This window comes from Stenotrophomonas sp. YJH_SMC_4 (assembly GCF_059371575.1).
The window spans coordinates 1-26,873 of record NZ_JCAFUR010000028.1 but is presented as its reverse complement, the minus strand read 5'-3'; the positions used below and the strand labels follow the sequence as shown (position 1 = coordinate 26,873).

The following is a 26,873-nucleotide window of genomic DNA, read 5'->3' as shown; positions in this document are numbered from 1 at the left end:
ATCACCACACACAACAAAGGTAAGCGTCATGCTGCAGGAAATTTTCATCGCCGCTGCTGCCGGGGGCAATCCGTCCAACGCCCTGTCGCAGATGGGCTTCGAGCACCTGATCCACGAAATGACCACCAAGCCGGGTGATTTCGCGGTTTCCTGGGTCGTGCTGCTGACCCTGATCGCCATGTCGGCCATGTCCTGGTACTGGACCGTCATCAACATCTTCCGTGCGACCCGCCTGAAGAGCGCTGCTGATCGCGTCGTCAGCCTGTTCTGGGATACCCCGAACGCGCAGGACGCCATCCGTGCCATGGAAGAGCAGCCGGCTTCGGAGCCGTTCTCGAAGATCGCCCTGGACGCTGCCCAGGCTGCTGCGCACCACCAGCGCGCTGAAGGCGGCGCCACCGGCGGCGTGGGTGAGAACCTGAGCCGTTCGGAGTTCGTCGACCGCGCCCTGCGTCAGGCCGTCACCCGCGAAAGCAACAAGCTGCAGTCGGGCATGACCCTGCTGGCCACCGTCGGCGCGACCGCTCCGTTCGTCGGTCTGCTGGGTACCGTGTGGGGCATCTACGGCGCCCTGATCAAGATCGGTGCCACCGGCTCCGCTTCGATCGACGCCGTTGCAGGCCCGGTGGGTGAAGCGCTGATCATGACCGCGATCGGTCTGTTCGTCGCGATCCCGGCCGTGTTCGCCTTCAACTTCTTCAGCAAGATCAACAGCGCGACCATCAGCAAGTTCGATACCTTCGCGCACGACCTGCACGACTTCTTCGCCACCGGCTCGCGCGTCCGCTAATTGCGGCGCGCGTCACCCAGCGACGAACGTAAGTAGTCACCAAGATCTAGACGGAGCCCGTTATGGCTTTCAGTAGTGGTAACAGCGGCGGCCCCATGGCCGACATCAACGTTACGCCCCTCGTGGACGTGATGCTGGTGCTGCTGATCATCTTCATCATCACGGCGCCCCTGATGTCCCACAAGGTCAAGGTGGATCTGCCGGAAGCCAACCTGATCCAGAAGCCGGAAGACGCTGAAAAGCGTTCCGGACCGATCACCCTGGCAGTCAAGGAAGACGGCTCGATCTACTGGAACGACGAAGAAATCAACAAGCAGACTCTCGAGTCGCGCTTGGCGACCGCCGCCCAGCAGACCCCGCAGCCGCCGCTGAACCTGCGTGGTGACCGCACCACCAAGATGCGCGTCATCAACGACCTGACCAAGGTCGCGCAGGAGCAGGGCATGCTGGACGTCGGCTTCGTCGCGACCAAAGAAAAGGGGCAATAAGCCATGGCATTCAGTAGTGGTGGTGGCAAGGGCCCCATGGCAGACATCAACGTCACGCCCCTCGTGGACGTGATGCTGGTTCTGCTGATCATCTTCATCGTGACCGCGCCGATCATGACGTACCCGATCGCCGTCGACCTGCCGCAGCGCGTGCTCAACCCACCGCCGCAGCTGGTCGAACCGCCGCCGCCGATCGAACTGAAGATCGACGCCAGCAACCAGGTCTCGTGGAACAACAGCCCGATCAATACCAGCGAGCTGCAGCAGCGGATGGAGCAGGAGGTCCAGCGTGACCCGACCAACCAGCCGGAACTGCGCATCGACGCCAGCCCGGATTCCGAGTACGACGTGATGGCCAAGGTTCTGGCCGCCGCGAAGAATGCTCAGATGAAGAAGATCGGTTTTGTGCAGCAGTAATCGCTACACCGCAACACAACAGTCATGACGCGACTGCAGACGCCCCTGGAGACAGGGGCGTTTTTTTTTATGCCTGCCGGCCTGGACCGCTATGATCGGCGGATGCTCGCCCTCTTCGACTCCCTGCGTCATTGGCTCGACGGCATCGCCCACCTTGGCTCGATCCTGGCGGTGGCCTACCTGCTGTATCTGTTCGCGCTGGCGGGCTGGATCATGCTGCAGAAGCGTGAGCCGGTCGCCACGCTGAGCTGGATCCTGTCGTTGGCGCTGCTGCCCTACCTCGGCTTGTTCATCTACTACCTGCTGGGCCCGCAGAAGGTGAAGCGGCAACGGCTGCGCCGCGGACGCGCACGTTCGGGCATGGAGCACTACAGCGATGTCTGCCCACCGGATGCCGACTGCACCGAGCTGGCCAAGATCGCGCAGGCCACCACGGGCCTGGCGCCGAGCAGCGCGACCGAAGTGACCTGGCTGGTGGATGGTGCCGCTACCTACGCCGCTCTGTTGGAAGCGGTGGCGCAGGCTCGCGATCACGTGCACCTGGAGTACTACATCTTCAATCCGGACCATGCCGGTACCGCCCTGCGCGACGCCCTGGTCGAGCGCGCCCGTGCCGGCGTGCAGGTGCGCCTGCTGCTGGATGCAGTGGGTTCTTCCGCCCTGCCTCGCCGCTTCCTGCAGCCCCTGATCGATGCCGGTGGCGAGGCGGTCTGGTTCCATCCGCGGCAGCTGCTGAAGCCGTTCAAGCGGCCGTGGTTGAACCTGCGTACGCACCGCAAGCTCGTGATCGTCGATGGCCGGCTGGCCTTCACCGGTGGCATCAATATCACCGACGATGAAGACGAGAGCCGCAAGCCGAACGCCTACCGCGACCTGCACATGCGCATCTGCGGCCACGTCGTGCGCAGCCTGCAGCTGGTGTTCGCCGAGGACTGGCTCTATGCCAGTGGCCAGGATCCCTCGCGCATGGACATTGCCCGTCTGTGGCCGGCTGACATGCCGCTGCGCGGCGATGGTGCGATCAACGCCCAGGTGCTGGTCTCCGGCCCGGACTCGGGCTGGGAAACGATCCACCGCCTGCACGTGGCGGCCATCCAGGAAGCACACGAGCGCGTGTGGCTGGTGACGCCCTACTTCGTGCCGGGCGAAGCGGCGCGGATGGCGCTGACTTCGGCGGCACTGGGTGGACTGGACGTGCGCCTGCTGGTGCCGAAGATGAGCGACTCCTGGTTTGTCACCCAGGCCGCGCGCTCCTATTTCGACGAACTGCTGCACGCCGGGGTGAAGATCTACGAGTACGGCCCGCGCATGCTGCATACCAAGGCTTTCATCGCCGACGACGATGTCTGCATCGTCGGCAGCGCCAACTTCGACCACCGCAGCTTCCGCCTGAACTTCGAGCTGTCGATGATGATCAGCGACCGTGACCGTGTCGCCGCTCTGGCCGGGCTGCTGCAGGGAGAGTTCGACCGCGCCACCCGCGTGCACGACCAGGCCGGCCGTTCGCTGTGGCTGCACCGCCTGCCCGAGGCTTTCGCCCGGCTGGCCTCGCCGCTGCTCTGACGCAGCGCTACACTGCGGCGGATCATCCGGGGAGCCCGACTATGTACTGGTTGTACCTGCTGCTGGCGCTGGGCTGTTTCGCCTTCGCCCTGAAGACCCCCAGCGCCGCATTGATGACCCTGTGCCTGCTGGCCGCCCTCGCCTTCCTGCTGGCCTGGGTGCGCGGTCGCTATGTAGCCCGCTTCGGCGACCTTCAGCGGGACCCTGCCACCCTTGTCGATGCCGAGGAGCTGCGCCGCCTGCGCGAGCAGGCCCAGGCCCGCCGCAATGTCGACGCCAACGACCACGATCCGTCCCCTCTTTCCAAGTAGTTCCGTTCCATGACCCAGCTCAGCGTCAACGTCAACAAGATCGCCGTCCTGCGCAATTCGCGCGGCGGCGCCGAACCGGACGTGGTGCGCGCCGCCCAGGCCTGCCTGGATGCCGGTGCGCATGGCATCACCGTGCACCCGCGGCCGGACCGCCGCCACATCACCGCCGAGGACGTGCTGGCGCTGTCCACGCTGACCCGCGCGCGTGGTGTCGAGTTCAACATCGAAGGCAATCCGTTCGCACCGCCGCGCGAGGGCTACCCAGGCCTGCTGCCGCTGTGCGCGCAGACCCGCCCGGCGCAGGCGACGCTGGTGCCGGATGGCGATGGACAGATCACCTCCGACCATGGCTTCGACTTCGAGCGGGATGCCGAGCGGCTGCGACCACTGATCGCCGAACTGAAGGCGATGGGCTGCCGGGTCAGCCTGTTCGTCGATGCGGGCAACCCACTGCTGGAGCAGGCGGCCGAAGTCGGTGCAGATCGTGTCGAGCTGTATACCGGCCCCTATGCCGAAGCACACGCGGCCGGAGACGCTGCGGCGATGCTGGAACTGTTCGCCACTGCGGCGCGGCGGGCGCAGGCGGTGGGCCTGGGCGTCAACGCCGGGCACGACCTGTCGCAGGACAACCTGCGCGATTTCCTGGCCCACGTGCCGGACGTGCTGGAGGTGTCGATCGGCCACGCGCTGATCGGTGAGGCGCTGTACGACGGCCTGGATGCCACCGTGCGCGGGTACCTGGCGTTGCTCTGACCGCTCTCCTGTAGCGTTGAGCCATGCTCGACTCAGCACCGCGCTGAACCCTTCAGGCAGCCGTCGCAGCCATTGAGACGGCTGCGGCGTAACCTGCCGCAATGGGTATCGCGATCAAGGGCCGAGGTTCCACGTCCCACCTTGCCGGGCGCTTTGAAAGCACCGTCAGCGAGGCGGTGGACGACGGCTGGGCAGTTGATGAGAGCGAGGAATTCCTCGCCCCACGTCTGCGCACTGAAGTACGTGCCGAGACCGCACGCAGCATCATCAGCCGCAACACCTCACCGGACGTCGGCTTCAGCCAATCGGTGAATCCGTACCGCGGTTGTGAGCATGGCTGCTCCTACTGCTTCGCGCGCCCCTCGCACGCCTATCTGAACCTGTCGCCAGGCCTGGACTTCGAGACCAAGCTGTTCGCCAAGACCAATGCGCCGCAGCTGCTGCGCAAGGAGTTGTCGAAGCCGGGTTACGTGCCGCAACCGATCGCGCTGGGCATCAACACCGATGCGTACCAGCCGATCGAACGCAAGTTCAAGCTCACCCGCCAGCTGATCGAAGTGATGCTGGAAACCAAGCATCCGTTCTCGCTGATCACCAAGAACGCACTGGTCGAGCGTGACATCGATCTGCTCGCACCGCTGGCGGCGGAGAACCTGGTCAGCGTGCATTTCTCGGTGACCTCGCTGGACCCGCATCTCTCCGCAAAGCTGGAGCCACGCGCGTCGGCGCCGCATGCACGGCTGCGTGCGATGAAGCGCCTGCATGAAGCGGGCATTCCGGTCGGTGTGATGGTGGCGCCGGTGATTCCGTGGATCAACGACAGCGAACTGGAAGCCGTGCTGGAGGCCGCGCATGATGCTGGCGCCAGCACCGCAGGCTACGTGCTGCTGCGCCTGCCGCTGGAAGTGGCCCCGCTGTTCCGCGATTGGTTGGACACCCATCATCCCGATCGCGCCGCGCACGTGATGAGCACCATCCAGCAGCTGCGCGGCGGCAAGGATTACGACAGCCAGTTCGGCACCCGCATGCGTGGCCAGGGCGTGTATGCCGATCTGTTGAACAACCGCTTCAAGCTGGCGCGAAAGCGTCTCGGCTTCAATGCGCAGAACAGCCATTGGCCGAAGCTGGATTGCAGCCGGTTCGTGAAGCCGCTGACGCCGAAGAAGGATTCGCCGCAGGGAAGTCTGTTCTAGAACGCTGGACCGCTGCCCGGCTTACCGGCAACAATCTGCGCTTGGCCGGATGGCCTGCAAGCCAGGGAGGGATGCAGATGGATGACCCAGGATCCGTGACAGTGCGATGCCGTTCGCTTGACGACGAATCGGTTCGCACATGAAGCGCTCACATGCCTTCAGCTGTGGTGCATTTCTGCTTTTCTGTGGTACCGATGCAGAGGCTGCCCGTGCGTTTGTGGTTGAAGACGCTGCCATGCGCGCCCCCACCTGCCTTACGGTCGAGCCGCGCCAGCGGCTCTTCGCTTGTCACCAGATCGTTGCCGGGGACAGCCGAGTGATCGGGCTGAGACGATTCCGCTCGTCGTGGAGGACCGACCGTTCCACCTTCAGCAAGCTCACGATCCAGCTCCCCGCTGATGCGAAAGCAGGCGACCGGTTCTCTGTCCCAAATGATCGAGTACGGATGTTCCATAGCAGAGGGTCCAGCGCGTTTGCCGGAAAGACGGGCTGCTACGCAGTGCCGGTCGCAGGGCAGATTACCGTGGTTTCCGCAGGAGACTTCGGCATCGAGGTCCAGGTCGATGCAACGTTTCGCTCTGCAAGCCCACTGCAATGGCCGGGAGAGTGCGAGGCACCGACCACAGTGTCAGAGCATCTGAGAGCCCAGCCATTGTCTCTGGAGCAGCTTGATGCATGGACGGGAGTGCATGATCCGGAGGCATCCCCCTTCGAACAGGCACACCCCTCCAGACGTTCGCGCAACTGAATCCGCATGAACGTGCTGTACATGATGAAACGCACTCACTGCTTCCACGCCAGTGGTCTCCTTCTCTACCTTGCGAGCGTGCAGGTGGAAGCTCGCTCCATTCACGAATGCATCATCGTTCCGCAGGCCGCGATCGTCACTGACATGCCGGCTGGCCTGGACGAGTTCGAACAGCGTCTGTGGGTGGCAGATACAGGTCAGAGGGTGCGCAAGGGCACCGATACCCTCCTTCTGCTGCGCCTCTTCTCGGAGTCGCCAGGCGTGATCGACTCCCAGCAGTACATCAAGATCACAGGCAGCTTGAAGCGATACGCGCCCTCGTCGGAAGGGACGCCGGAGGTAGTGGATGCACGCCTCACCAGTGGCGGCGCGGGCTTTGTGCACAAGGGAGACAACTGGCTGTCCGATTCAGTCGACGTAGAACTACATCAGCCGCATGAGCGCGATAATCGGATGGAAGTCAAAGTGACGGCTGTCGGGTGGAACAGTTATCGAAAAGAAGACCGTTCCTTCTATCTCCAGTTCACCTGTCAACTGAAGGAAATCCCTGTCGAGAAGCTCAGTGCCTGGCAAGGAGGAAACGACGATCTCTGGGGATCCTTTGGTCCCACCCGATAGCCGGGTGGAACTGCCTGCATGCAATCACTTCTGCGACGACTGGCAATGCTGAAAATAGAAATTCATTCCCTGAGGTTCTAATCACGACTGGACGAGGATGCGTTCTTCTCCAGGTTGAACCAGATTCCGGGCGTGGTGTCTGTCGAAGGTATGAGAGAGTTGATTTCGCTGTTCCAGCGCTATGGAATAGACATGCGCCAGCTGCGGAAACTGGAGACGGGAGAATTCAGCTCATGGATGCGGAACAGATCCGCCTACTGGTTCAAGTCGATGTATCCGGACCCGTGAGCACATGACATGAGGATCATCTACTGGCTGGGCATCGCGTTCCTGTGGATGCTTCCGTTGAACGTTCTGTTGCTGACGGGCGGCAAGCCGATCTCCGGCGACGCGCTTGGAGAAGAAGAGCTCGTTGGTTTCGGTGTGGCGGTGTTCGGCGCTGTGGCAGGCGGGATTCTCTATCGCCGTCGCCCGCGGTAGCGTCGAGCCCGCCCGACTCTATCTGGAGCGAAGTCGAGCAAGCTGGACTCTATTTGCCACGGCCGCTTGCAACAGCCAATCTGAGGCTGATGGCTTTCGGGTTCTGGAAGCTGCAACAGCTAGCATGGAAAGCTTGGAGTTACGCGTACTGGCACCGCGTTCTGAGGGAAAATGCTGCCTCTTCTGACATCGATTCTCGGCGGCAGTACCGCGGAGGCAAGAGCGGAAAGAGGAACCTCATGCCGGTAATCCGTACATGCAAGAAGATCATGATGCCGCAGATGTCGGGACAGAGAGTCTAGACGGCCAGTTGTCGAGCATGGGTCCATGCATTGCACACGGGGGAATGATGAAGTTCATACTTTGGGCACCTGTAGTGATATTTGCCCTGTTGTCGTTGAGAGCAACTGTCTTCGTCGTCTATCAAGGGGTAAGTGGATCTCCTTTCGCGGAAGAGGAAATCACTGTCGCTGGGGTTGGGTTGGTCTGCGGCTGGATTGCCTGGGTCATGTACAAAACCCTGATCAGACCGTGGAGGAAGCCGAAGCCCTAATGTAGAGCTGGAGTTGGTGGAGGTATCAACTATTCCGCCGGCGGTGGAACTTCCACTGAAATTGGTATTGGAATTGGCGGCGGTGCATCACCGGGTGAGCTGTCTAAGAAGGATGGCGATTGGGGGAATGGTTGGTGAAGAAGAAATCATTGGCTCATTTGCTTCTATACGCTGTGATTGCGGCCCTGATAGGCGGTACCTATCTTTCAATGTTTGGATCCATCGGAGGTGGCGATTGGACCGGAAAGCCAACAGAAGCAGAACTGCGCGCTGCTACCGATACCTTTGAACTCCCTTCAGGGGTCCATCCCACGAACGTTAAGTTCTTACCGAAGGTCACGTTCCTGGGGGCCGTCTTCGACGCCGAACTCGAATCTGATCCAGAGCAGATCGCCGCTTTCTTCATCAAACAAGCCGCAGAGAAGCGGTGGCGACTGCAGAAAGACAAACGGCAGCGCCATTACAGATTGATGGTCTTCTGCGAGGATCGCCTGGCACGCTCGGTAGAGCTGACGACAAGAGGCAGTACGGTGAAGCTCTATGGAGGAACCTACTGGGACTCGGACAGGGGCGGCGACTACTACTGCTCTCCTGAGGCCCGGTAAACCACCGACGGCATAACGAACTTGCCTGGATATCGGCTCCAATCGGGAGGAGTACGATGACCTCACCGTCCCCCAAACAACTTCTGCGCGCTCTGGAACAGGATCCAACTCGTCGCGATGAACTTGTCCCCACCCTGCGGCCTGTTACCGCGATGGGTATGGGTAAACGCCGTCGGCGCAATCAGCAGGCTGCCGGTGCGTGGTGCGATCTTCCGCCCCTGGAACAGGAACTCGGTCTCGCCCTCTTCGAATTCCTCGTTGAGGTACAGCGTCCACAGCACGTGCCGGTGCAGGGTCTCGGCCTGCGCATCCTTGGGGTACAGCTCGCAGTGCCAGTACGGGTAACCGCCCTCGCCCGCCGCATACCATTGCAGGTTGATGGCGCCCGGGCGCAGGCAGGTGCGGGCCAGGTCGGCCAGCTGCTGCTGCGGCATGTCAGGGAAGTCCTCGGCAGACAGGCGTCGCGGTTGGCCCTTGCTGTCCTGGATCTGCAACATCAGCGGCGCGATCAACGCCTGTGGATAACGGCGTAGATAAGTCAGCAGGCCGTTGAACACCGCGTGCTGCAGCTGATGGTCCACATCCTGCCAGCCATCAAGGCCGCTGATGCGCAGATCCTTGCTGTGCTTGAGTTCCGGGAACACGCCACTGCCCACGGCACCGGGCTGCAGGCCACGCGCCGCCCGCATGCGCTCGACGATCGCCGCGCAGACCTCGCTGGGGACCGCGTTGTGGATGACCTCGATGAAATCGACCGGGCCCTGCTCGTGCATGCGTGCATTCCTTAGGCGGCAACGGCTTGATGGTGCCGTTTGCCGCCCTCGGTGTCACCCCACGGTCATGTCATCGATCTGCCATGACCGTCGTCAGGCAACCGCCAATCAGCCCTGCGCGTCGTCGTGCGCGCGGTGGTAGCGCACGGCTTCGGCCACTTCCTCGCGCGAACCCAGGAACACCGGCACGCGCTGGTGCAGCTGGTCGGGCTGGATGTCGAGGATGCGCTCGCGGCCGGTCCAGGCGGCGCCGCCGGCCTGTTCGACCAGCAGGCCCATCGGGTTGGCCTCGTACATCAGGCGCAGCTTGCCGGCCTTGGACGGGTCCTTCTTGTCCCACGGGTAGATGAAGATGCCGCCGCGGGTCAGGATGCGGTGCACGTCGGCGACCATGCTGGCGATCCAGCGCATGTTGAAGTTCTTGCCGCGCGTGCCTTCCTTGCCCGCCAGCAGATCGCCGACATAGGCCTGCATCGGTGCTTCCCAGTGGCGCTGGTTGGACATGTTGATCGCGAACTCCTGGGTAGCCGCCGGAATCTGCATGTTCTCGGTGGTCAGCACGAACTCGCCCTTCTCACGGTCCAAGGTGAAGGCGTGGGTGCCATGGCCGACGGTCAGCACCAGCTGGGTGCTGGGCCCGTAGATGCAGTAGCCGGCGGCGATCTGCTTGCTGCCCGGCTGCAGGAAGGCGTCGTCGCCCGGCAGTTCGACATTGGTCGGGCAGCGCAGCACCGAGAAGATGGTGCCGACGGAGACGTTGACGTCGATGTTGGAGCTGCCGTCGAGGGGATCGAACAGCAGCAGGAAATCACCGCGCGGGTAGATGTCCGGCACCGGCTGGCTGTGGTCCATTTCCTCCGAGGCGCACGCGGCGAGGTGGCCACCCCAGGCGTTGGCTTCGAGCAGGATCTCGTTGCTGATGACGTCCAGCTTCTTCTGCGCCTCGCCCTGCACGTTGCCGGTACCGGCATCGCCCAGCACGCCACCGAGGGCCCCCTTGCTGACGGCGATGGAGATGCTGGTGCAGGCGCGGGCGACGACCGCGATCAGCTGGCGCAGGTCGGCGTTGATGCGGCCGGCGTGCTGTTCCTGGATCAGGAAGCGGGTCAACGAAGTACGGGACATGAGCGGGCAGGTCTCGGCAGCGGGAAAACGCCTATTGTCGCCCGTATGGCGGGGGCGTGCGTGAGCGCGGGAAGGCGTAATCGTTTCCAGATGCGTTGCGCTCGTGGCGCCTCCCCCTCCCACGCGCTTCAGGGTTCGCCGCGAGCGCGGTGGGAATGGCAAAGACAAGAGCAAGAGCAAAAAACAAAGGCGCCTTCCGGCGCCTTTGTTTTCAAGCGTGTGCCGCGTTGCTTCAGCCCTTGGCGACGGTGGCCACGGCCTTGGCGACGTATTCCAGGTTGTTCTGGTTCAGCGCGGCCACGCAGATGCGGCCGGTGCCGACGGCGTAGATGCCGAACTCGTCGCGCAGACGCTCGACCTGCTCGCGGCTCAGGCCGGAGTAGGAGAACATGCCGGCCTGTTCGTTGATGAAACCGAACTGCGGCGCGCCGGCAGCGGCCAGCTTCTCGACCAGGCCTTGGCGCAGGGCGTGGATGCGCTCGCGCATCTCGGTCAGCTCCTGCTCCCACATCGCACGCAGTTCCGGGTTGGTCAGCACGCCGGCCACCAGCGCGGCACCGTGGGTGGACGGGCTGGAGTAGATGGTGCGGATCACGCGCTTGACCTGCGACTGCACCGCCTTGGCGTCAGCGGCGGTCGGTGCCACCATCGACAGCGCACCCACGCGCTCGCCGTACAGCGAGAATGACTTGGAGTACGAGTTGGCGACGATGAAGCTGTCGATGCCGGCTTCGGCGATGATGCGCACGGCGGCGCCGTCCTGCTCGATGCCCTTGTCGAAGCCCTGGTAGGCCATGTCGATGAAGGGGAACAGCTGCTTGTCCTTCAGCAGCTGCGCGACCTGCTTCCACTGGGTGACCGTGAGGTCGGCACCGGTGGGGTTGTGGCAGCAGGCATGCAGCAGCACCACGGTGCCGGCGTCAAGATTGCCCAGGTCGGCCAGCATGCCGTTGAAATCGACGCCATGGGTGGCCGGGTCGAAGTAGGTGTAATCCAGCACGTCGAAACCGGCGGCGCTGAACACCGCACGGTGGTTTTCCCAGCTCGGGTTGCTCAGCGCAACGGTGGCGTGCGGCAGCAGCTTCTTCAGCACGTCGGCGCCGACGCGCAGCGCACCGCTGCCGCCGACGGTCTGTGCGGTAGTGACGCGGCCGGCGGCCAGCAGCGGCGAGTCCTTGCCGAACACCAGCTCACGCGTCGCCTGCGTGTACGCCGGCAGGCCATCGATGGGCAGGTAGCCGCGCGGTTTGGCCTCGGCGGCGAGCTGCTGCTCGATCTGCTTGACGGCGCGCAGCAGCGGAATGCGGCCGCTCTCGTCGTAGTAGATGCCCACACCCAGGTTGACCTTGGTCGGGCGGCTGTCGGCGTTGTACGCCTCGGTCAGGCCCAGGATCGGGTCGCCTGGGACCAGTTCCACGTTTGCAAAGAAGGACACGGCGGTACTCGTTCGGTAGACGGAAAGGGGGAGGAAGTGCGCTACGCGGTCCGCGGCTTTTCGGCCGGAAACAGCCCATCGTAACAAAGCCTGCCGGGGCTGGCCGCCGCCATCGTCATCCGCGGCCCCGTACCATGGCGTGCGTTGCCGCCTGATCCATCAACCTGAATCATGAATCCCGCCGCACGACGCCGTTGCCTGCCACTGTCCGCCCTGCTGCTGTCGCCTTGGGCGGCGGTGGCCGAGCCTGCGCCCACCGCCCTGCCTGCGGTGCAGGTACAGGCCGCCCGGGTGCCAGGCATCGATCCGTTCGCGCTGCCGGCCAGCCAGGACACGGTCTGGATCGACGCCAGCCGCGCGGGCACCGGTGCGCAGCTGTCTGAGGCCTTGGCCGGGGTCCCCGGACTGCTGGCACGTGACCGGCAAAACTTCGCCCAGGACACGCAGCTGTCGATTCGTGGCTTCGGCGCACGCTCGACCTTTGGCGTGCGCGGGGTGCGGGTGCTGATCGACGGGGTGCCGGCGACCATGCCTGACGGCCAGGGTCAGCTGTCGCATGCCAGCCTGTTGGGCGCCGAGCGCATCGAGGTGCTGCGCGGGCCGTTCTCGGCGTTGTACGGCAATTCCTCCGGCGGCGTGCTGCAGGTCTGGAGCGCGCAGGGCCAGGCCGGCGACCCGTGGCGGTTGCGCGTGAATGCCGGCGCCGACAACACGCTCAGTGTCGGTGCGCAGCTGAAGGGTGCCGGTCAAGTGCTGGACTACAACATCGCCGCCAATCACTTCCGCACCGATGGCTGGCGGGACCATAGCCGCGCGCGCCGTGAATCGCTCAACGCACGCATCGGTGGAGAGCTGGGCGGCGGGCGGCTGGAGCTGCTGCTCAATGCGCTTGACGCCCCCGATGCGCAGGATCCGCTGGGCCTGACCCGTGCCCAGGTGGCGGCTGATCCGCGCCAGGCCACGGCAGTCGCGCACCAGTACAACACCCGCAAAACCGTGCGCCAGCAGCAGGCCGGCCTGCGCTGGACCCGTGAAACGGGAGCGCAGCGCTGGCAATTGATGGGCTATGCCGGCCAGCGCGCGGTACGCCAGTACCTGCCGATTCCGCCGGCACCCCAGACCAACAGCCCGCTGCATGCCGGCGGCGTGATCGATCTGCAGGGCGGCTATGGCGGGCTGGACGCGCGCTGGGGCTGGCACGGTGATCTGGCCGGGCGACCGCTGGACCTGGTAGCCGGGCTCAGCGCCGACCGCCAGCGCCAGCACCGCACCGGCTTCGAGAACTTCATCGGCAGCGCCTTGGGCGTGCGTGGGCGGCTGCGTCGTGACCAGATCGACGTCGTGCAGAACGTGGATCAGTTCACCCAGGCCTGGTGGCAATGGAGCCCGCGTTGGTCGCTGCTGGCCGGGCTGCGCCACAGCGCCGTGCGATTCGAATCGAATGACCGCTACATCGTCGGCGCCAACCCCGACGACAGTGGCCACCGCCGCTACCAGGCGACCACGCCGGTTGCAGGCGTCACCTTCGAGGCCAGCCCGCAGTGGCGGCTGCACGCGGCGGTGGGACGTGGTTTCGAGACCCCCACCTTCAACGAACTGGGCTATCGCGCCGACGGCCAAGCCGGGCCGGCACTGGATCTGGCCGCCGCGCGCAGCCGCTCCATCGAGGTTGGCAGCAAGTGGCACGCACAGGATGGCAACCAACTCGATATCAGCCTGTTCCGTGCAGATACCGACGATGAGCTGGCCGTTGCCAGCAATATCGGCGGACGCAGCACCTACCGCAACATTGGCCGCACCCGCCGCCAGGGGCTGGAGCTGCAGTACCGACAGCCGCTGGCCGAGCACCTGGAACTGCAGCTGGCGTGGACCTGGCTGCAGGCGCAGGTGCGCTCGCCGTACCTGACCTCGAACACCCTGGTCGCTGCAGGCAGCCGCCTGCCCGGCGTGCCGCGCCAGCAGGCCTTCGCCCGGCTGCAGTGGAGCCCTGCCGATTGGCAGTGGGCGCTGGAGGCAACGGCCAGCAGCGATACCGTGGTCAATGACGTGGCCACCGAGCGCGCGCCGGGCTACGCCCTGCTGCACCTGGAAGCCGGCCGTCGATGGACGCTGCCGGGCGGCGAGCTGCGCGCCTTCGCCAGGCTGGAGAACGTGCTGGACCAGGCCTACATCGGCTCGGTGATCGTCAATGACGGCAATGGTCGCTTCTACGAGCCGGGACCGGGACGGCGAGCCAACGTCGGCCTGCAATGGTCGTGGCGTTGAGTTGGTAGTGCCGGCCGCTGGCCGGCATCGCGCCGTGCAGGGCGTCAGGGGGTTGCCGGCCAGCGGCCGGCACTACCGGTCAGTCGGGGGCTTTGGCTGGCACGAACGGCGAGGTCGGGTCGCTGGCCGGGAAGGTCTCCTCCAGCGCCTCGTCCTGGTTGTCGCTCGCGCGCTGCTTGCGTTCACGGCGCTTGAGCGGGCTCTCCTGGCCACCGCGATGGCGGTCGCCGCCATCCTTGCGGTCCTGGGCCGCCTGTTCAGCCTCGTGCTTCACCGGCAGGTGGTCGTGCTCGGCATCGAAGAACGGCGCGCCGGTTCCGCGGTAGTCGGCGTTGTCGGCATCGCGCTTGCCGCGCTGCTCGCCAGGAATGGGCGGGTGGTTCTCCCGCAGCGGGTCTCGCGAGGTCTCTCGGCTCATGGTCTGGTACCTGCCCTTGGGGGGATTCCACTACACCGCCCCGCAGGTAAAGCCGTTGCGAACCTGGCGTCATGAACATCTCGCTCACCCCCCGGTAACGGCACCGCGCGTATTCCTGCCCACCCGCCCCCGCTGCAGGAGCCGGCCATGCCCCGTCTTGAACGACCCGCACCGTCCGTGTTCAACGCCCTGCTCGATCCGCTCGGCCAGCGCAGCGCGCAGCGCCGTACGCGTCGCCATGAAGATCCCCAGGCGGTGGCGCAGGACTACCTGCAGTACATGCTCAGCGACTACGAGGAGCGCCGCGGGCAGAGCCACCGGAACTGGCGCGACCTGTGCCCGGTGTATGCCTTCGCGTTGACCACGCATGCTGCGGATTGGCCACGCGGTGATGCCGCCGATACCTGCGAGGAACTGGCCGAGCACTGGGAACAGATGCGCGGGCAGTCACGCTTGGGCTGGTCGCAGGCGCGGCCGGTGGTGGAAGACGCCTGGCGCGCGCTGGACCATATTCCGGCGGCGGCGGTGAGGCCGTTGCTGCAGTAGTGCCGGCCGCTGGCCGGCAACCCCAGGAAACTTCAGGCCGCGAGCTCTGCCGGCCAGCGGCCGGCACTACCGCATCTGCGTAGAACCCACGTGCACGGTATCGACACGGGTGGTTTACACCGCCCATCCGAAGCTGGATGCCCTGCCCCGCCAAAGGTACGCCCATGGCCCGCCCGATCTGGACCGGCACGCTGTCGTTTGGCCTGCTCAACGTGCCGGTGTCGCTGATGTCCGGCGAACGCAAGGTCGACCTGCAGTTCCGCATGCTCGATTCCCGCGATCGCAAACCGATCCGTTTCGAACGGGTCAACGCCGACACCGGCGAGGAGGTGCCCTGGAAGGACATCGTCAAAGCCTATGAGTACGACAAGGGCAGTTATGTCGTGCTGGAGGAAGGTGATATCCGCTCGGCCGCGCCTGAAAGCCACGAAGCGGTGGAGGTGGAATCATTCGTGGATGCGGCGCAGATCGACCCGCGCTATTACGAGAAACCGTATCTGCTGGTGCCCGGCAAGAAGGCCGAGAAGGGCTATGTGCTGCTGCGCGAAACGTTGCGCAGCACCGGCAAGGTGGGCATCGCGCGGGTGGTGGTGCGTACGCGCGAATACCTGTGTGCGGTGATGCCGCATGAGGACGCGCTGGTGCTGATGATCCTGCGCTATCCGCAGGAACTGGTGGATCCCGAGGACTACAAGCTGCCCACCGGCAAGCTGTCCGACTATCGCATCACCAGCAAGGAAACGGCGATGGCCGAGCAGTTGATCGAGTCGATGGCCGGCGATTGGGATCCGTCGCAGTACCACGATGAATTCCGCGAGCGCCTGCAGCAGGTGTTGAACAAGCGCATCAAGTCCAAGGGCGGCACCACGCGGGTGGACGATGAGCCGGCACCGCGCGAGGACGCCAGTACCAATGTGGTCGACTTCATGGCGCTGCTGCAGAAGAGCCTGGATGCGAACAAGCGAACGCCAGCGAAGAAGGCCGCAACGCGCAAAGCAACCGCCAAGTCGCCAGTGAAGAAGGCCGCAAAGAAGACAACGAAGAAGGCTGCAAAGAAGACCGCACCCCGACGCAAGGCGGGGTGAGCCATGTCGTTGCACCAGTATCGGCGCAAACGCCGGCTTGGCGGTGGCGCCGGGCAGACAACGGAGCCCGACGACACGCCCGCACCGGGCGACCCGAAGCAGCGGCCGACCTTTGTCATCCAGCTGCACCATGCCAGCTCGCGTCACTATGACTTCCGCCTGGAAATGGACGGCGTACTGAAGAGCTGGGCGGTGCCCAAGGGGCCTTCCCTGCGCGTCGGTGAAAAGCGGCTGGCCGTGGAAGTGGAAGACCATCCGCTCTCCTACGCCGGTTTCGAGGGAGACATTCCTGAAGGTCACTATGGTGCGGGCCACGTGGAAGTCTTCGACCACGGCACCTGGGCCTGTGAAGGCGATCCACTGCAGGCACTGGCGGCGGGCAGGATCGACTTCGTGCTGCATGGACAACGCCTGGCCGGTGGCTGGAAGCTGGTGCGGACCGCGATGAAAGGACGCCAGGTGCAGTGGCTGTTGATCAAGCGCGGTGACGGGGAAGCGCGCGACGCGGAGGCGGATGACCTGCTGACGGCACCGATGCCGAAACGAACACCTGCGGCGAAGAAGCGTTCCGCGGACAAGACGGCGCGAGCTGCACCCGTCGCACGCACGACCACACGCAAGGCCGATGTGCGCTGGCATGCACGCGCGCTGCAACTGCACGGCGCACGTGACGCACCCTACCCGCATGCATTCAAACCGCAGTTGACCGATCATCGCGACAGTGCGCCGGACGGCGACCGCTGGCTTCACGAGATCAAGTGGGATGGCTATCGCCTGCTGGCTGATCTGCACAATGGCGAGGTCAAGCTGCGCTCCCGCAACGGTCTGGATTGGACCGATGATTTTCCCGAAGTGGTGCAGGCCGTGCAGGCGCTGCCGGTGCGCGATGCACGCCTGGACGGCGAGCTGGTGGTGCTGGACAAGGAAGGACGCAGTGACTTCGCAGCGTTGCAGCGGGTGATCGACGGCAGTTCGAAGCAACCGCTGCGCTACATCGTGTTCGATCTTCCGGGCTTGGCTGGAGCGGATATCAGTCGTGCGCCGTTGCTGGAGCGCAAAGCACTCCTGAAAGAGCTCATTGGGCCGGCGCCTGGCACCCTGGCCTTCAGCGAGCACGTGATCGACCATGGCCCGCAGGTGTTCGATGCCAGTGGCAAGGCCGGATTCGAAGGCATCGTCAGCAAGCAGGTGGATGCCCCGTACGTGAATACCCGCGCGCGCAGCTGGGTGAAGGTGAAGCACGAAGACACCGACGAGTTCCTGATCGTCGGCTACACGGCACCCAAGGGTTCCCGGGTGGGGTTCGGCTCGCTGCTGCTGGCGACGCCGGACAAGGGCGGCTTGCGCTATGTGGGCCGCGTTGGCACCGGTTTCGACGACCAAAGCCTGCGCGCGCTCCTCAAGGCGCTGCAGCCGTTGGCAGTGAAGACGCCCGTGCTGCAGCTGCCGGCGCATGTGCCGTTCCGTGCTGCCAGCGTACGCTGGGTGAAGCCGGTGGCGGTTGCCGAGGTGGCCTTCCGTGGCTGGGGCAAGGAAGGCCTGCTGCGCCAGGCCAGTTTCAAGCGACTGCGCAGCGACAAGCGGAAGGAGGACCTGGGAATGAGCACCGCAGATACCGAAACCGGAGGCGAGGTCGAGATCACTCATCCGGAGCGGGTGGTGTTTCCAAGGCAGAAACTGCGCAAGGGTGACGTGGCCGACTACTACCAGCGCATGGCGCGCTGGATCCTGCCCGAGATTGCCGGACGTCCGCTGTCACTGCTGCGCTGCCCGGACGGCGTGGGCAAGGCCTGCTTCTTCCAGAAGCACCATGGCCCCGGCCTGGGGGACGCGGTACATGCGGTGCCCCTGCAGCAGAAGAGCGGCCGCGAGGATTACGTCTACGTCGACGATGCGCGGGGCCTGCTGCAGCTGGTGCAGATGAACACCCTGGAACTTCATCCGTGGGGCGCGACCGTGGCCGATCCCGAGCACCCGGATCGTCTGGTGTTCGATCTCGACCCCGGCGAAGGGGTGAGCTGGGCACAGGTGAAGGCCGCTGCGCGCGATGTCCGTGACCGCCTGCAGGAGGTGGGCCTGCAGAGCTTCGTGCGGCTGTCCGGTGGCAAGGGCGTGCACGTGGTGGTGCCGCTGCAGCCCAAGGCTGGCTGGGACGAGGCCAAGGCGTTCTGCGAGGCGTTCGCGCAGGCAATGGCGCTGGAGCAGCCTGATCGCTACGTGGCGACGATGAGCAAGGCCAAGCGCGGCGGCGTGATCTTCATCGATTGGCTGCGCAACACACGCGGTGCCACCAGCGTGTGTTCGTGGTCGCTGCGCGCGCGCGATGCTGCCGGCGTGGCGGTGCCGCTGCGCTGGGAAGAACTGGCCCGGGTGAGCGCGGCCGACGCGTTTCCGATGGCCAAGGCGCTGGCGCGCGCCAAGCGGCTGAAGGGTGACCCATGGCAGGGCATCGCGCGGTTGAAGCAGAGGCTGCCGTCTCTGAAGCGGTAGTGCCGGCCGCTGGCCGGCAACCTCGGCCATCCTGCAGTTGCCGGCCCGCGGCCGGCACTACTGCATGCGCTCAGCGCAGATCGCGCGAGGGGCGGCGGCCGAACCACCAACCGACCAGCAGTTGCAACGGCAGCGATGCCAACAGCGAAATGACGAACCAGAACGGGAAGTCCGCACCCGCCGTCCACATCGCGTAGCCACAGCCCAGCGCGATCAGCGACCAGATCGAGAAGCCATGTGAACGCGGCCAGCACGGTGCGTAATAGGTGGCGAAGGAAATGCCGGCGACGCCACCGAGTACGCTGAAGGCCAGGTCCCACCCCAGCTGCACGCTGTTGCTGTCCGGCGACAGGCCCAGCAACGGCGGCAGCCAGCCGGCGACGCTGCTGACCAGCGCAAGCGACAGCACGCCGCCGATCAGGGCGACGATGGACAGGAACAGGGTCTTGAGCAGGCCAGGCATGCGCGTATTGTACGGCTGCCACAGAGTGCCCGCGTTGCCGGCCAGCGGCCGGTACTACCGAACCGACTGGGGTTTTGCCGGCCAGCGGCCGGCACTACCGATGGATCGGCATGGCCGCCGTGCCCGTGGGAGAGGGGTACGGAGCAGCGGCGGCCATGCACAGGCAGTCAGGCGGCGAAGTCGAGCACCACGCGGCCTTCGATGGTGCCCGCGTGCATGCGCGCGAACACGTCGTTGATGTTTTCCAGGCGGTCGGTGCTGACCGTGGCTGCGACCTTGCCTTCGGCGGCGAACTGCAGTGACTCCTGCAGATCCAGCCGGGTGCCGACGATCGAGCCGCGCACGGTGATGCCGTTGAGCACCATGCCGAAGATGTCCAGCGGGAAGTTGCCGGGCGGCAGGCCATTGAGCGACACGGTGCCACCGCGGCGGACCATGCCCAGAGCCTGTTCGAACGCCTTGGGCGACACTGCGGTGACCAGGGCGCCGTGCGCACCGCCGATCTCCTTCTTCAGGAATGCGGCCGGATCGGTGGTACGCGCGTTCACGGTGATCTGCGCGCCGAGCTGCCGGGCCAATGCCAGCTTGTTGTCGTCCACATCCACCGCAGCCACGTTCAGGCCCATCGCACGGGCGTACTGCACCGCCATGTGGCCCAGGCCACCGATGCCGGAAACCGCCACCCAGTCCCCGGGCTTGGTGTCGGTCACCTTCAGGCCCTTGTAGACGGTCACGCCGGCGCACAGCACCGGCGCGATCTCGACGAAGCCCACTTCCTTCGGAAGCAGGCCGACATAGTTGGCATCGGCCAGTGCGTACTCGGCGAAGCCGCCGTTGACCGAATAGCCGGTGTTGCGCTGCGTCTCGCACAGCGTTTCCCAGCCACCCAGGCAGTGTTCGCAATGGCCACACGCCGAGTACAACCAGGGGATGCCGACCCTGTCGCCTTCCTTGACGTGCCCTACCCCGCCTCCCACGGCCACGACGTGCCCCACGCCCTCGTGGCCGGGGATGAACGGCGGGTTCGGTTTCACCGGCCAGTCGCCCTCGGCGGCGTGCAGGTCGGTGTGGCAGACGCCACAGGCCTCGATCCTGACCAGCACCTCGCCCGCCCCCGGGCGCGGTACCGAGACTTCCTCGATGACCAGCGGCTTGCCGAACTCGCGTACGACGGCGGCCTTCATGGTGGATTGCATGTTCGGATCTCCGCAGTGCGCTTGCCCACAGAATGACGCCGGCTCGAGGCCGGCGCTTTGATCACGATCAAACCTTTGAAGATCCGTGCAGCAGGTTCAGCTGGCCAGCACCGATGCTTCGCGCGCCAGTCGTTCGATGGCGTCCCAGTCACGGGTCTGCAGCAGCGCCGGGGTGGTCAGCCACGAGCCGCCCACGCACAGCACGTTGGGCAGGTGCAGGAACTGCGGCGCGGTCTGCGCGCTGATGCCACCGGTCGGGCAGAACCGCACGTCGGCAAACGGGCCGTGCCAGGCCGCCAGCAACGCAGCGCCACCGGCCTGCACCGCCGGGAAGAACTTGAAGGTGTCCGTGCCCTGCTCCAGGCCCAGGATCAGGTCCGAGGCGGTGGCGGCACCGGGCAGGTACGGCAGGTCGGTATCGCGTGCGGCGGCATACAGCGCCGGCGTTGCACCGGGCGACACCGCGAAGCGCGCGCCGGCCTGCTTCGCCGCCTGCATCTGCGTGGCGTTGAGCACGGTGCCGGCGCCGATGACAGCATCGGGCACGGCCTCGACCATGGCTTTGATCGCATCCAGCGCCTGCGGCGTGCGCAGCGTCACTTCGATCACCGGCAGGCCGCCGCGGAACAGCGCCTGGGCCACTTCGACCGCCTCATTCACATCTTCGGGGGTGTACACCGGAATCACCGGTGCCAGCTTCAACAGCGCGCGCAGGCGCGGATCAGCGCTGGACATGGTCTTGCTCCTTGCCCGATGGGGCATCGCGGATCGCCGCCGGGTCCGGCAGCGCAGCGGCGCATGATGCCATGCGCGCTGCGAAGGTGCTGGTACCCTGCCCTGCGGCGGATTCAGACTGCGTCGGCCTGCAGTGCCTGGATGCGGCGCTGGTACCAGTCACCCCCAAGCGGGTCGAACACCGCCGAACGTTCCATCGGCGCTTCGTATACATGCACCGAAATGGCCAGGGCTTCATCGCTGGCATTGCGCAGGGTGTGGTATTCGTGAGGTGGAATGAGGCTGCCGGCGCTGCCGCAGCCGCCGCGCAGCGCGGCGTGGCGTCGGAAGCGCCAGCGTTCGCCGGCGCATTCCAGCAGCTCGTAACGGGTGATCTCCAGTTCCCCCAACCACACGCCCTCCACACACCACATGGCATCGTGGTCGTGCAGCGGCGTGCCCTGCCCTGGGCCCCAGCTCATGGCAATCACGCTGTAGCCGTGTTCCTGGCTGTGGTACAGCGGGCGTCGCGCGTAATGATCACTGACCGGACGGTGCACGCATTCGGGTAGCTCGATGCGGCTGTCCGCGATGGCTTCCTGCAGCGCCAGCTGCAGGTCGGCGGTGATGCGCCCGGCATCACCGGAGGTCATCGCCGCGTCGACTGCGGCGATCAACCGGTCGCGGCCACGGAACGCCGGAAACGGAGAGGTCTGCAGGTCCATGCCCCGACTGTAGCGGAGCATGGTTAAGGGAATGTTGGTGTTCGCGCGCGTGGCACCCGCATTCGTGACAAGCACGCGTGAAAAACGGTTCAGATGCAAACGCAGTAGAGCGATCACAATGGAACCCCACGCGGTGGAACGTGTCGAACACGGTCTGTGCCGCTCCAGCTGCGACATTCCGCAACTTCGCGCCCGACGGGCGCAAGGCTAGAATTCTCCGACTTACCTGGTTCTATACATGTCAGTGCGAAATATGAGCGATGCCGCGTTGCCGGCATCGAAAGGCAAGGCTGCCACGATCAACGACATCGCACGACTGTCGGGAGTTTCCAAGAAAACGGTTTCAAGAATCATCAACAACTCGCCGCTGGTGCGCAAAGACACCCGCGACAAGGTCGAGGCGTTGATGCGCGAGGTCGGTTACGTGCCCGACCCGCTGGCGCGCGGACTCGCGTTCCGCCGCTCCTTCCTGATCGGGCTGGTGTACGACGACCCCGGCGCCCAGTGCATTGTCGACCTGCAGCACGGCGCGCTGGAAGCGCTGCGCGGCACCGGCTATGAGCTGGTGGTGCATCCCTGCGACAGCCAGGACCCGGAGTGCGCGCAGGGCGTGCGCCGCTTCGTGCAGCAGCAGAAGCTGCATGGGGTGATCCTCGGCCCGCGAGCATCCGAATCGGTTGCACTCGCGCGAATGCTGGACCACATCGACTGCCGCTACGTGCGGATCAACGCGCATGCGTCGGAAGAAGACGTGCAGGCGGTGGTCACCCACGATCGCGATGGCGCGGCAGCAGCAGCGGGCTACCTGCTCTCGCTCGGCCACCGCGACATCGCGGTGATCGCCGGACCGGGTGACCGGCGCGCGGCGCGTGAGCGTACCCATGGCTTCCTTGACCGATTGGCCCAGGTGGGGCTGACCTTGCCGGGCGAGCGCGTGCTGGAAGCGGGCGACACCTTCGAATCCGGCGTGCATGCCGCCGAACGGTTGCTGCTGGGGGAACGCCGCCCCAGTGCGATCTTCGCCGGCAACGACGAGATGGCGGCCGGTGTCTACCAGGTCGCGCTGCGTGCGGGTATTGCCGTGCCACAGCAGCTGTCGATCGTCAGCTACGACGACAGCCCGCTGGCCTCGCGGCTGTGGCCGCCGCTGACCTCGGTGCGCCGCCACGTGTCCGACATCGGCCGCATGGCCGCTGCGATGCTGGTGCAGACCGATCTGCCGGATGCGCCGACCGCAGCCAGCGTGCATCCGCAGTTGATGGTGCGTGGTTCCTGCCGGGCCGTGGACGCCTGAGTGCCCTGCCCTCGCCTGCGCCGCTGCAATGGCGCAGGCAGACAACAACGAAAACGGCGCATCCAGGTGCGCCGTTTTCCTTTCAATGCGAAGCGCTGTACGCCGTGCGCTTACACGTCGCCGCCGTCGGCCCAGCCATCACCCGTGCCCTTCTGGAACACGCGGTCATCGCCCTGCACCTCGCCGGCCGGCAGATGCGCCTGGCTGGCCAGTGCCGCGTAGATCGGGGTGAAGTCCGGCGACGTCGCCTGCATCAGCTGTTCGAAGCTGTCGATGACGAAGTAGGTCTTCTGGAAGGTGTCGATGCGGTACTTCGTGCGCATGATCCGCTGCAGGTCGAAGCCGATGCGGTTGGGCGCGGCCGATTCCAGCGAGTACAGCGACTCGCCCTTCGACGACACGATGCCGGCGCCGTAGATGCGCAGGCCCTCGGGCGTGTCGATCAGGCCGAACTCCACCGTGTACCAGTACAGGCGGGTCAGGTTCTGCAGCGCGTCCGGGCCGATCGCGTGGGCTTTGACGCCGCCACGGCCGTACGCCTCCATGTAGTCGGCGAACACCGGGTTCATCAGCAGCGGCACGTGGCCGAACAGATCGTGGAACAGGTCCGGCTCGGCGATGTAATCAATCTGGTCCGGGCGACGGATCCACCAGGTCACCGGAAAACGGCGATTGGCCAGGTGATCGAAGAAATCCAGTTCCGGCAGCAGGCCTTCAACGCCGACTAGGGTCCAGCCGGTGGCGGCGCCGAGTACTTCATTGAGCTGGTCGAAGCGCGGAATCATGTGCGCGCTCATGCCCATCTCGTCCTGTGCATCCAGGAACTCCTGGCAGGCGCGGCCGACCAGCAGCTCGCGCTGGCGCTGGTACAGCGTGCTCCAGGTGGCGTGGTCGTCGGCGGTATAGGTGTCCCACGGCTGCTCGACGAGCGCGGTGGTGTACACCGGCACGTAGCCCTTGTCGGTCTGCTGGTGTTCGACGCGGCGGGGCTGGGCGAGGTCCATGGGGCACTCCTTGACGGGATGCCTACGATGCTAGGGCAGAGCACGCGCAACAGGGTTGCAAAAGTTGCGCCCGTTGGCCCTGTTGGCGCAATATCCTTGCGTACTCACCATGTTGCGGGGCAACAATGGCCGGAGAAGTCCAGTTTGATCGCACGGATATACGCCTGCTGGCTGAAATCCAGCGGGATGGGCGCGCCACCAACGCCGAACTGGCGGCGCGGGTGAATCTTTCGCCTTCGGCTTGCCTGCGGCGGTTGCAGCGGCTGGAAAGCGAGGGTGTGATCGTCGGCTATGGCGCGCGGCTGGAGCCGCGGCAGCTGCGGCTGGGCCTGCAGGCCTTCGTGCGCGTGCAGCTGGAAAAGCACGACCAGGCCGCCATCGGCCACTTCGTGGACAGCGTGCAAGCGTGGGACGAGGTGGTGGCCTGCCATGCGCTGACCGGCGACATGGACTACCTGCTGCACGTCTACGTGCGCGACCTGGAGCACTTCTCTCGCTTCCTGCTGGACCGGTTGCTCAACGCCGGTGGCGTGGCCGATGCCAATTCCAGCTTCGTGCTGCGCACGGTGAAGGGTTTCCAGGCACTGCCGCTTTCGCAGCTGGAGTCGTGATCATCCGGCGGATGTGGGAGAGCGTGACTTGCTTTGCATCCTGGGCGACGCAAGGCATTTTCCTACGGCGAGACGGATGAACCTCTGACAGAGTGACGCAATCAGCCTTCCTAGACTCACTGGACAACCCTGTCCGGAGAGATCGACATGAAAGTCTGCCTTGCTCCAGTCATTGCCCTGCTTGTCGCTGGCCTGATGCCTGCCGCTGCGGGTGCTTCCCCCCAGATCGCCAACGCCCAACCTCTGGCGCTGAGTTGCGGTACCACTGAATTCGTCGGCATGACCAGCAACTCGTCGACGCTGGCCAAGCGCCAGTGCAATGGTAGCTATGTCTATGGAATCGGCGTCTCGGTCAATGAAGCGGTGGAGAACCTCAACGGCTTCATGGCGGTGCTGCAGGCCGGCGTGAGCTGCAGCGCGGATGCCAGCAGCATCGTCAGTGGTGCCTACGGCAAGGGTGTTTTCGCCCAGTTTGTCTGCAATGGCTGGTCGATCGCCGGCGTGGGCAACTCACCCACCACCGCGGCGCGCAACTCGCTGGCCATCGCGACGGAAATGGCGGCCACGGGTACCCATTGCGCAGCGCCGCTGCAGGGTTCGTACTATCCGGAATCCTGGGGGTTCCGTTTCCGCTACGACTGCGGCAACACGCAGACCCTGAAGAGCTGGTCCATCAGTGGGCTCGGTGCCAGCATCGATGACGCCAACGTCATCGCCATGCGACTGATGCGTTACTCCACAGCGGCAGGCCAGAGCTGCAACTTCGAGAAGGCCGAAATCAATGGCGTCATTCTGCACGCCACGCTGGTCTGCAACGGCTCGTACATCCATGGCTACGGCAGCTCGGTGACGGCCGCAGCCAACGACGCACTGGCCCAGATCGGCGCCTGACCCGTCGTGAGGCCCCTGGGGGTGACCCGCATGGAGCGGGTTGCCCTCAGCACTTGTCCTTGCGGCCCATCAGCTTGCCCAGGCGCGAGGCTTCCTCGCACTTGGGGGCAGCCACCGGCGCCGGTGCAGCGGCCGCAGCACGCGCACGCTGCAGCTGCTGGATCCTGGCGCGGATCTGCGGCATTGCGGCCATCGCGGCCTTTTCGCCTTCCAGGATCGCCGTGCCGCGCTGGCTGAAATCGGCAGCGCCGATGTCCAGCACCTTCGGCCGGATGACGATGTCGGCGCGTGCCAGTTCCTGTTCGCCCAGGCGCTGGCCCATGATCGAGATGGACTGGTTGACGATGCCCAGCATGTCGGTCGGCGCCTTGCCGCTGGCCTTGCTGGAGATGTCCACGGCGATCACGAAGTCGGCGCCGAGCTGGCGCGCGGCATCCACCGGCACCGGGCTGACCACGCCGCCATCGATGTAGTTGCGACCACCGATCTTCACCGGTTCGAACACGCCGGGAATGCTGCTCGACGCGCGCACCGCCTGGCCGACGTTGCCGCGCACGAAGATCGCCCGCTCGCCGGTTTCCAGCTGGGTGGCGACGGCGGCGAACGGCTTCTTCAGGCGTTCGGCCGGACGGTTGGCAACCTGTTCGTTGACGTAGTCCTGCAGCTTCTGGCCCTGCACCAGGCCACCGGAGAACAGCCGCACGTCGCGGATGCTGGCTTCATCCAGCGCCACCGCCTTGCTCTGCATCTGGAACGCGTCCATGCCGCTGGCGTACAGCGCGCCGACCACGCTGCCGGCACTGGTGCCGGACACCACCGCCGGTTCGAAGCCATTGGCTTCCAGCATCTTGATCACGCCGATGTGGGCAAAGCCCTTGGCCGCGCCACCGCCGAGGGCGATACCGATCTTCACCGGCTTGGCCTGTGGCACCACGGTCGGCGCCGGCGGCGGCGTGGGGCGGACCGGATCGCCACCGCAGCCGGCCAGCAGGCCGATCAGGGCGACGGACAGCAGCATGCGGGGGCGGAACAGGCTCATCGGCAGTGCGCTCGCGGCGCCGGATTCAGGAAAGGGCGCCAGCATACCGAAGCCGTGGCGGGGCGGGCAGGGTGGGAAATATCGCCCATTCATAAAGGTAGTGCCGGCCGCTGGCCGGCAACCATAGGGAAACTGGAAACGGTCCATGGGGCTGCCGGCCAGCGGCCGGCACTACCGGGATGCGTGCCAAGGTCCATGGGGCTGCCGGCCAGCGGCCGGCACTACCGGGATGCGTGCCAAGGTCCATGGGGCTGCCGGCCAGCGGCCGGCACTACCGGGA

28 protein-coding genes are annotated in these 26,873 nt (G+C 65.4%); 17 read left to right on the top strand and 11 right to left on the bottom strand.

Annotated features, from left to right (window positions below):
* Positions 1-28: 28 nt before the first annotated feature.
* The 7 genes from exbB to AC5P9F_RS19700 all read left to right on the top strand — a co-directional run bounded on the left by exbB (position 29) and on the right by AC5P9F_RS19700 (position 5,515).
* Positions 29-790 carry a TonB-system energizer ExbB gene (gene exbB, locus AC5P9F_RS19730; RefSeq protein WP_005411738.1) on the top strand — a complete coding sequence of 254 codons (762 nt, stop codon included), beginning with the start codon at positions 29-31 and terminating at the stop codon, positions 788-790.
* Between the two features lie 62 nt (positions 791-852).
* Positions 853-1,278, top strand: coding sequence for an ExbD/TolR family protein (locus tag AC5P9F_RS19725; RefSeq protein ID WP_005411739.1), 426 nt, complete (start codon positions 853-855; stop codon positions 1,276-1,278).
* Positions 1,279-1,281: 3 nt separating this feature from the next.
* The gene (locus AC5P9F_RS19720; RefSeq protein WP_005411740.1) at positions 1,282-1,695 is read left to right on the top strand and encodes an ExbD/TolR family protein; all 414 of its coding nucleotides are present in this window, start codon (positions 1,282-1,284) and stop codon (positions 1,693-1,695) included.
* Positions 1,696-1,797: 102 nt separating this feature from the next.
* The gene (gene cls, locus AC5P9F_RS19715) at positions 1,798-3,258 is read left to right on the top strand and encodes a cardiolipin synthase (protein WP_049460375.1); all 1,461 of its coding nucleotides are present in this window, start codon (positions 1,798-1,800) and stop codon (positions 3,256-3,258) included.
* A 41-nt stretch (positions 3,259-3,299) separates the two neighbouring features.
* Positions 3,300-3,569 (top strand): hypothetical protein, encoded by a 270-nt coding sequence (locus AC5P9F_RS19710; protein WP_005411742.1) that lies wholly within the window; start codon positions 3,300-3,302, stop codon positions 3,567-3,569.
* A gap of 9 nt (positions 3,570-3,578) precedes the next feature.
* Positions 3,579-4,322, top strand: coding sequence for a pyridoxine 5'-phosphate synthase (locus tag AC5P9F_RS19705; RefSeq protein ID WP_049460371.1), 744 nt, complete (start codon positions 3,579-3,581; stop codon positions 4,320-4,322).
* Between the two features lie 101 nt (positions 4,323-4,423).
* On the top strand, positions 4,424-5,515 hold the full coding sequence (locus AC5P9F_RS19700; RefSeq protein WP_049395276.1) for a PA0069 family radical SAM protein: 1,092 nt from the start codon (positions 4,424-4,426) through the stop codon (positions 5,513-5,515).
* A gap of 148 nt (positions 5,516-5,663) precedes the next feature.
* Here the strand turns inward: AC5P9F_RS19700 and AC5P9F_RS19695 are convergent, their stop codons facing one another.
* Positions 5,664-5,969 carry a hypothetical protein gene (locus tag AC5P9F_RS19695; protein WP_134945559.1) on the bottom strand — a complete coding sequence of 102 codons (306 nt, stop codon included), beginning with the start codon at positions 5,967-5,969 and terminating at the stop codon, positions 5,664-5,666.
* Positions 5,970-6,269: 300 nt separating this feature from the next.
* On the opposite strand from AC5P9F_RS19695, the gene AC5P9F_RS19690 reads away from it, so the two are divergent.
* The 3 genes from AC5P9F_RS19690 to AC5P9F_RS19680 all read left to right on the top strand — a co-directional run bounded on the left by AC5P9F_RS19690 (position 6,270) and on the right by AC5P9F_RS19680 (position 8,519).
* Entirely contained in the window at positions 6,270-6,881 is a 612-nt protein-coding gene (locus tag AC5P9F_RS19690; protein ID WP_224119318.1) for a hypothetical protein, read from the top strand.
* Between the two features lie 297 nt (positions 6,882-7,178).
* A complete protein-coding gene (locus AC5P9F_RS19685) occupies positions 7,179-7,361 on the top strand; it encodes a hypothetical protein (protein ID WP_049461435.1) in 183 nt (60 codons plus the stop codon).
* 687 nt (positions 7,362-8,048) lie between these two features.
* Positions 8,049-8,519 (top strand): hypothetical protein, encoded by a 471-nt coding sequence (locus AC5P9F_RS19680; protein WP_224119319.1) that lies wholly within the window; start codon positions 8,049-8,051, stop codon positions 8,517-8,519.
* A 62-nt stretch (positions 8,520-8,581) separates the two neighbouring features.
* On the opposite strand, the gene AC5P9F_RS19675 is transcribed toward AC5P9F_RS19680, so the two are convergent.
* The 3 genes from AC5P9F_RS19675 to AC5P9F_RS19665 form a co-directional block, all read right to left on the bottom strand.
* Complete coding sequence (locus tag AC5P9F_RS19675; RefSeq protein WP_024958796.1) at positions 8,582-9,292, bottom strand: 2OG-Fe(II) oxygenase; 711 nt, start codon at positions 9,290-9,292, stop codon at positions 8,582-8,584.
* A gap of 108 nt (positions 9,293-9,400) precedes the next feature.
* Complete coding sequence (locus AC5P9F_RS19670) at positions 9,401-10,417, bottom strand: class 1 fructose-bisphosphatase (protein ID WP_043035283.1); 1,017 nt, start codon at positions 10,415-10,417, stop codon at positions 9,401-9,403.
* Positions 10,418-10,649: 232 nt separating this feature from the next.
* A complete protein-coding gene (locus AC5P9F_RS19665; RefSeq protein WP_099490752.1) occupies positions 10,650-11,852 on the bottom strand; it encodes an amino acid aminotransferase in 1,203 nt (400 codons plus the stop codon).
* 171 nt (positions 11,853-12,023) lie between these two features.
* On the opposite strand from AC5P9F_RS19665, the gene AC5P9F_RS19660 reads away from it, so the two are divergent.
* Complete coding sequence (locus AC5P9F_RS19660) at positions 12,024-14,117, top strand: TonB-dependent receptor family protein (RefSeq protein ID WP_495232020.1); 2,094 nt, start codon at positions 12,024-12,026, stop codon at positions 14,115-14,117.
* A gap of 79 nt (positions 14,118-14,196) precedes the next feature.
* Here the strand turns inward: AC5P9F_RS19660 and AC5P9F_RS19655 are convergent, their stop codons facing one another.
* Complete coding sequence (locus AC5P9F_RS19655; protein WP_005411772.1) at positions 14,197-14,535, bottom strand: hypothetical protein; 339 nt, start codon at positions 14,533-14,535, stop codon at positions 14,197-14,199.
* A gap of 147 nt (positions 14,536-14,682) precedes the next feature.
* Here AC5P9F_RS19655 and AC5P9F_RS19650 point away from each other — a divergent pair, with 147 nt between their 5' ends.
* The 3 genes from AC5P9F_RS19650 (at position 14,683) to ligD (ending at position 18,656) form a co-directional block, all read left to right on the top strand.
* Positions 14,683-15,081: a hypothetical protein gene (locus AC5P9F_RS19650; protein ID WP_012478657.1), complete on the top strand. Its 399-nt coding sequence runs from the start codon at positions 14,683-14,685 to the stop codon at positions 15,079-15,081.
* Between the two features lie 164 nt (positions 15,082-15,245).
* Positions 15,246-16,166, top strand: a complete 921-nt coding sequence (ku, locus tag AC5P9F_RS19645; protein WP_012478658.1) for a non-homologous end joining protein Ku — start codon at positions 15,246-15,248, stop codon at positions 16,164-16,166.
* Between the two features lie 3 nt (positions 16,167-16,169).
* A complete protein-coding gene (ligD, locus tag AC5P9F_RS19640) occupies positions 16,170-18,656 on the top strand; it encodes a DNA ligase D (RefSeq protein ID WP_495232019.1) in 2,487 nt (828 codons plus the stop codon).
* Between the two features lie 70 nt (positions 18,657-18,726).
* On the opposite strand, the gene AC5P9F_RS19635 is transcribed toward ligD, so the two are convergent.
* From AC5P9F_RS19635 to AC5P9F_RS19620, 4 genes are all read right to left on the bottom strand, one after another.
* The gene (locus AC5P9F_RS19635) at positions 18,727-19,119 is read right to left on the bottom strand and encodes a hypothetical protein (protein WP_005411776.1); all 393 of its coding nucleotides are present in this window, start codon (positions 19,117-19,119) and stop codon (positions 18,727-18,729) included.
* Between the two features lie 167 nt (positions 19,120-19,286).
* Entirely contained in the window at positions 19,287-20,315 is a 1,029-nt protein-coding gene (gene adhP / locus AC5P9F_RS19630) for an alcohol dehydrogenase AdhP (RefSeq protein WP_005411777.1), read from the bottom strand.
* A 96-nt stretch (positions 20,316-20,411) separates the two neighbouring features.
* Positions 20,412-21,050 carry a bifunctional 4-hydroxy-2-oxoglutarate aldolase/2-dehydro-3-deoxy-phosphogluconate aldolase gene (gene eda / locus AC5P9F_RS19625; RefSeq protein WP_161771902.1) on the bottom strand — a complete coding sequence of 213 codons (639 nt, stop codon included), beginning with the start codon at positions 21,048-21,050 and terminating at the stop codon, positions 20,412-20,414.
* A 113-nt stretch (positions 21,051-21,163) separates the two neighbouring features.
* Positions 21,164-21,754 (bottom strand): cysteine dioxygenase family protein, encoded by a 591-nt coding sequence (locus AC5P9F_RS19620; protein ID WP_005411799.1) that lies wholly within the window; start codon positions 21,752-21,754, stop codon positions 21,164-21,166.
* A 238-nt stretch (positions 21,755-21,992) separates the two neighbouring features.
* Here AC5P9F_RS19620 and AC5P9F_RS19615 point away from each other — a divergent pair, with 238 nt between their 5' ends.
* Positions 21,993-23,048: a LacI family DNA-binding transcriptional regulator gene (locus AC5P9F_RS19615; RefSeq protein ID WP_180872253.1), complete on the top strand. Its 1,056-nt coding sequence runs from the start codon at positions 21,993-21,995 to the stop codon at positions 23,046-23,048.
* Between the two features lie 110 nt (positions 23,049-23,158).
* Here AC5P9F_RS19615 and phhA read toward each other — a convergent pair whose 3' ends face one another.
* A complete protein-coding gene (gene phhA / locus AC5P9F_RS19610; RefSeq protein WP_005411801.1) occupies positions 23,159-24,052 on the bottom strand; it encodes a phenylalanine 4-monooxygenase in 894 nt (297 codons plus the stop codon).
* Between the two features lie 125 nt (positions 24,053-24,177).
* Here phhA and AC5P9F_RS19605 point away from each other — a divergent pair, with 125 nt between their 5' ends.
* Complete coding sequence (locus AC5P9F_RS19605) at positions 24,178-24,663, top strand: Lrp/AsnC family transcriptional regulator (RefSeq protein ID WP_005411782.1); 486 nt, start codon at positions 24,178-24,180, stop codon at positions 24,661-24,663.
* A 147-nt stretch (positions 24,664-24,810) separates the two neighbouring features.
* Positions 24,811-25,554, top strand: coding sequence for a hypothetical protein (locus AC5P9F_RS19600; RefSeq protein WP_005411783.1), 744 nt, complete (start codon positions 24,811-24,813; stop codon positions 25,552-25,554).
* Between the two features lie 46 nt (positions 25,555-25,600).
* Here the strand turns inward: AC5P9F_RS19600 and AC5P9F_RS19595 are convergent, their stop codons facing one another.
* Entirely contained in the window at positions 25,601-26,593 is a 993-nt protein-coding gene (locus tag AC5P9F_RS19595) for a patatin-like phospholipase family protein (RefSeq protein ID WP_005411784.1), read from the bottom strand.
* Positions 26,594-26,873 lie beyond the last annotated feature (280 nt).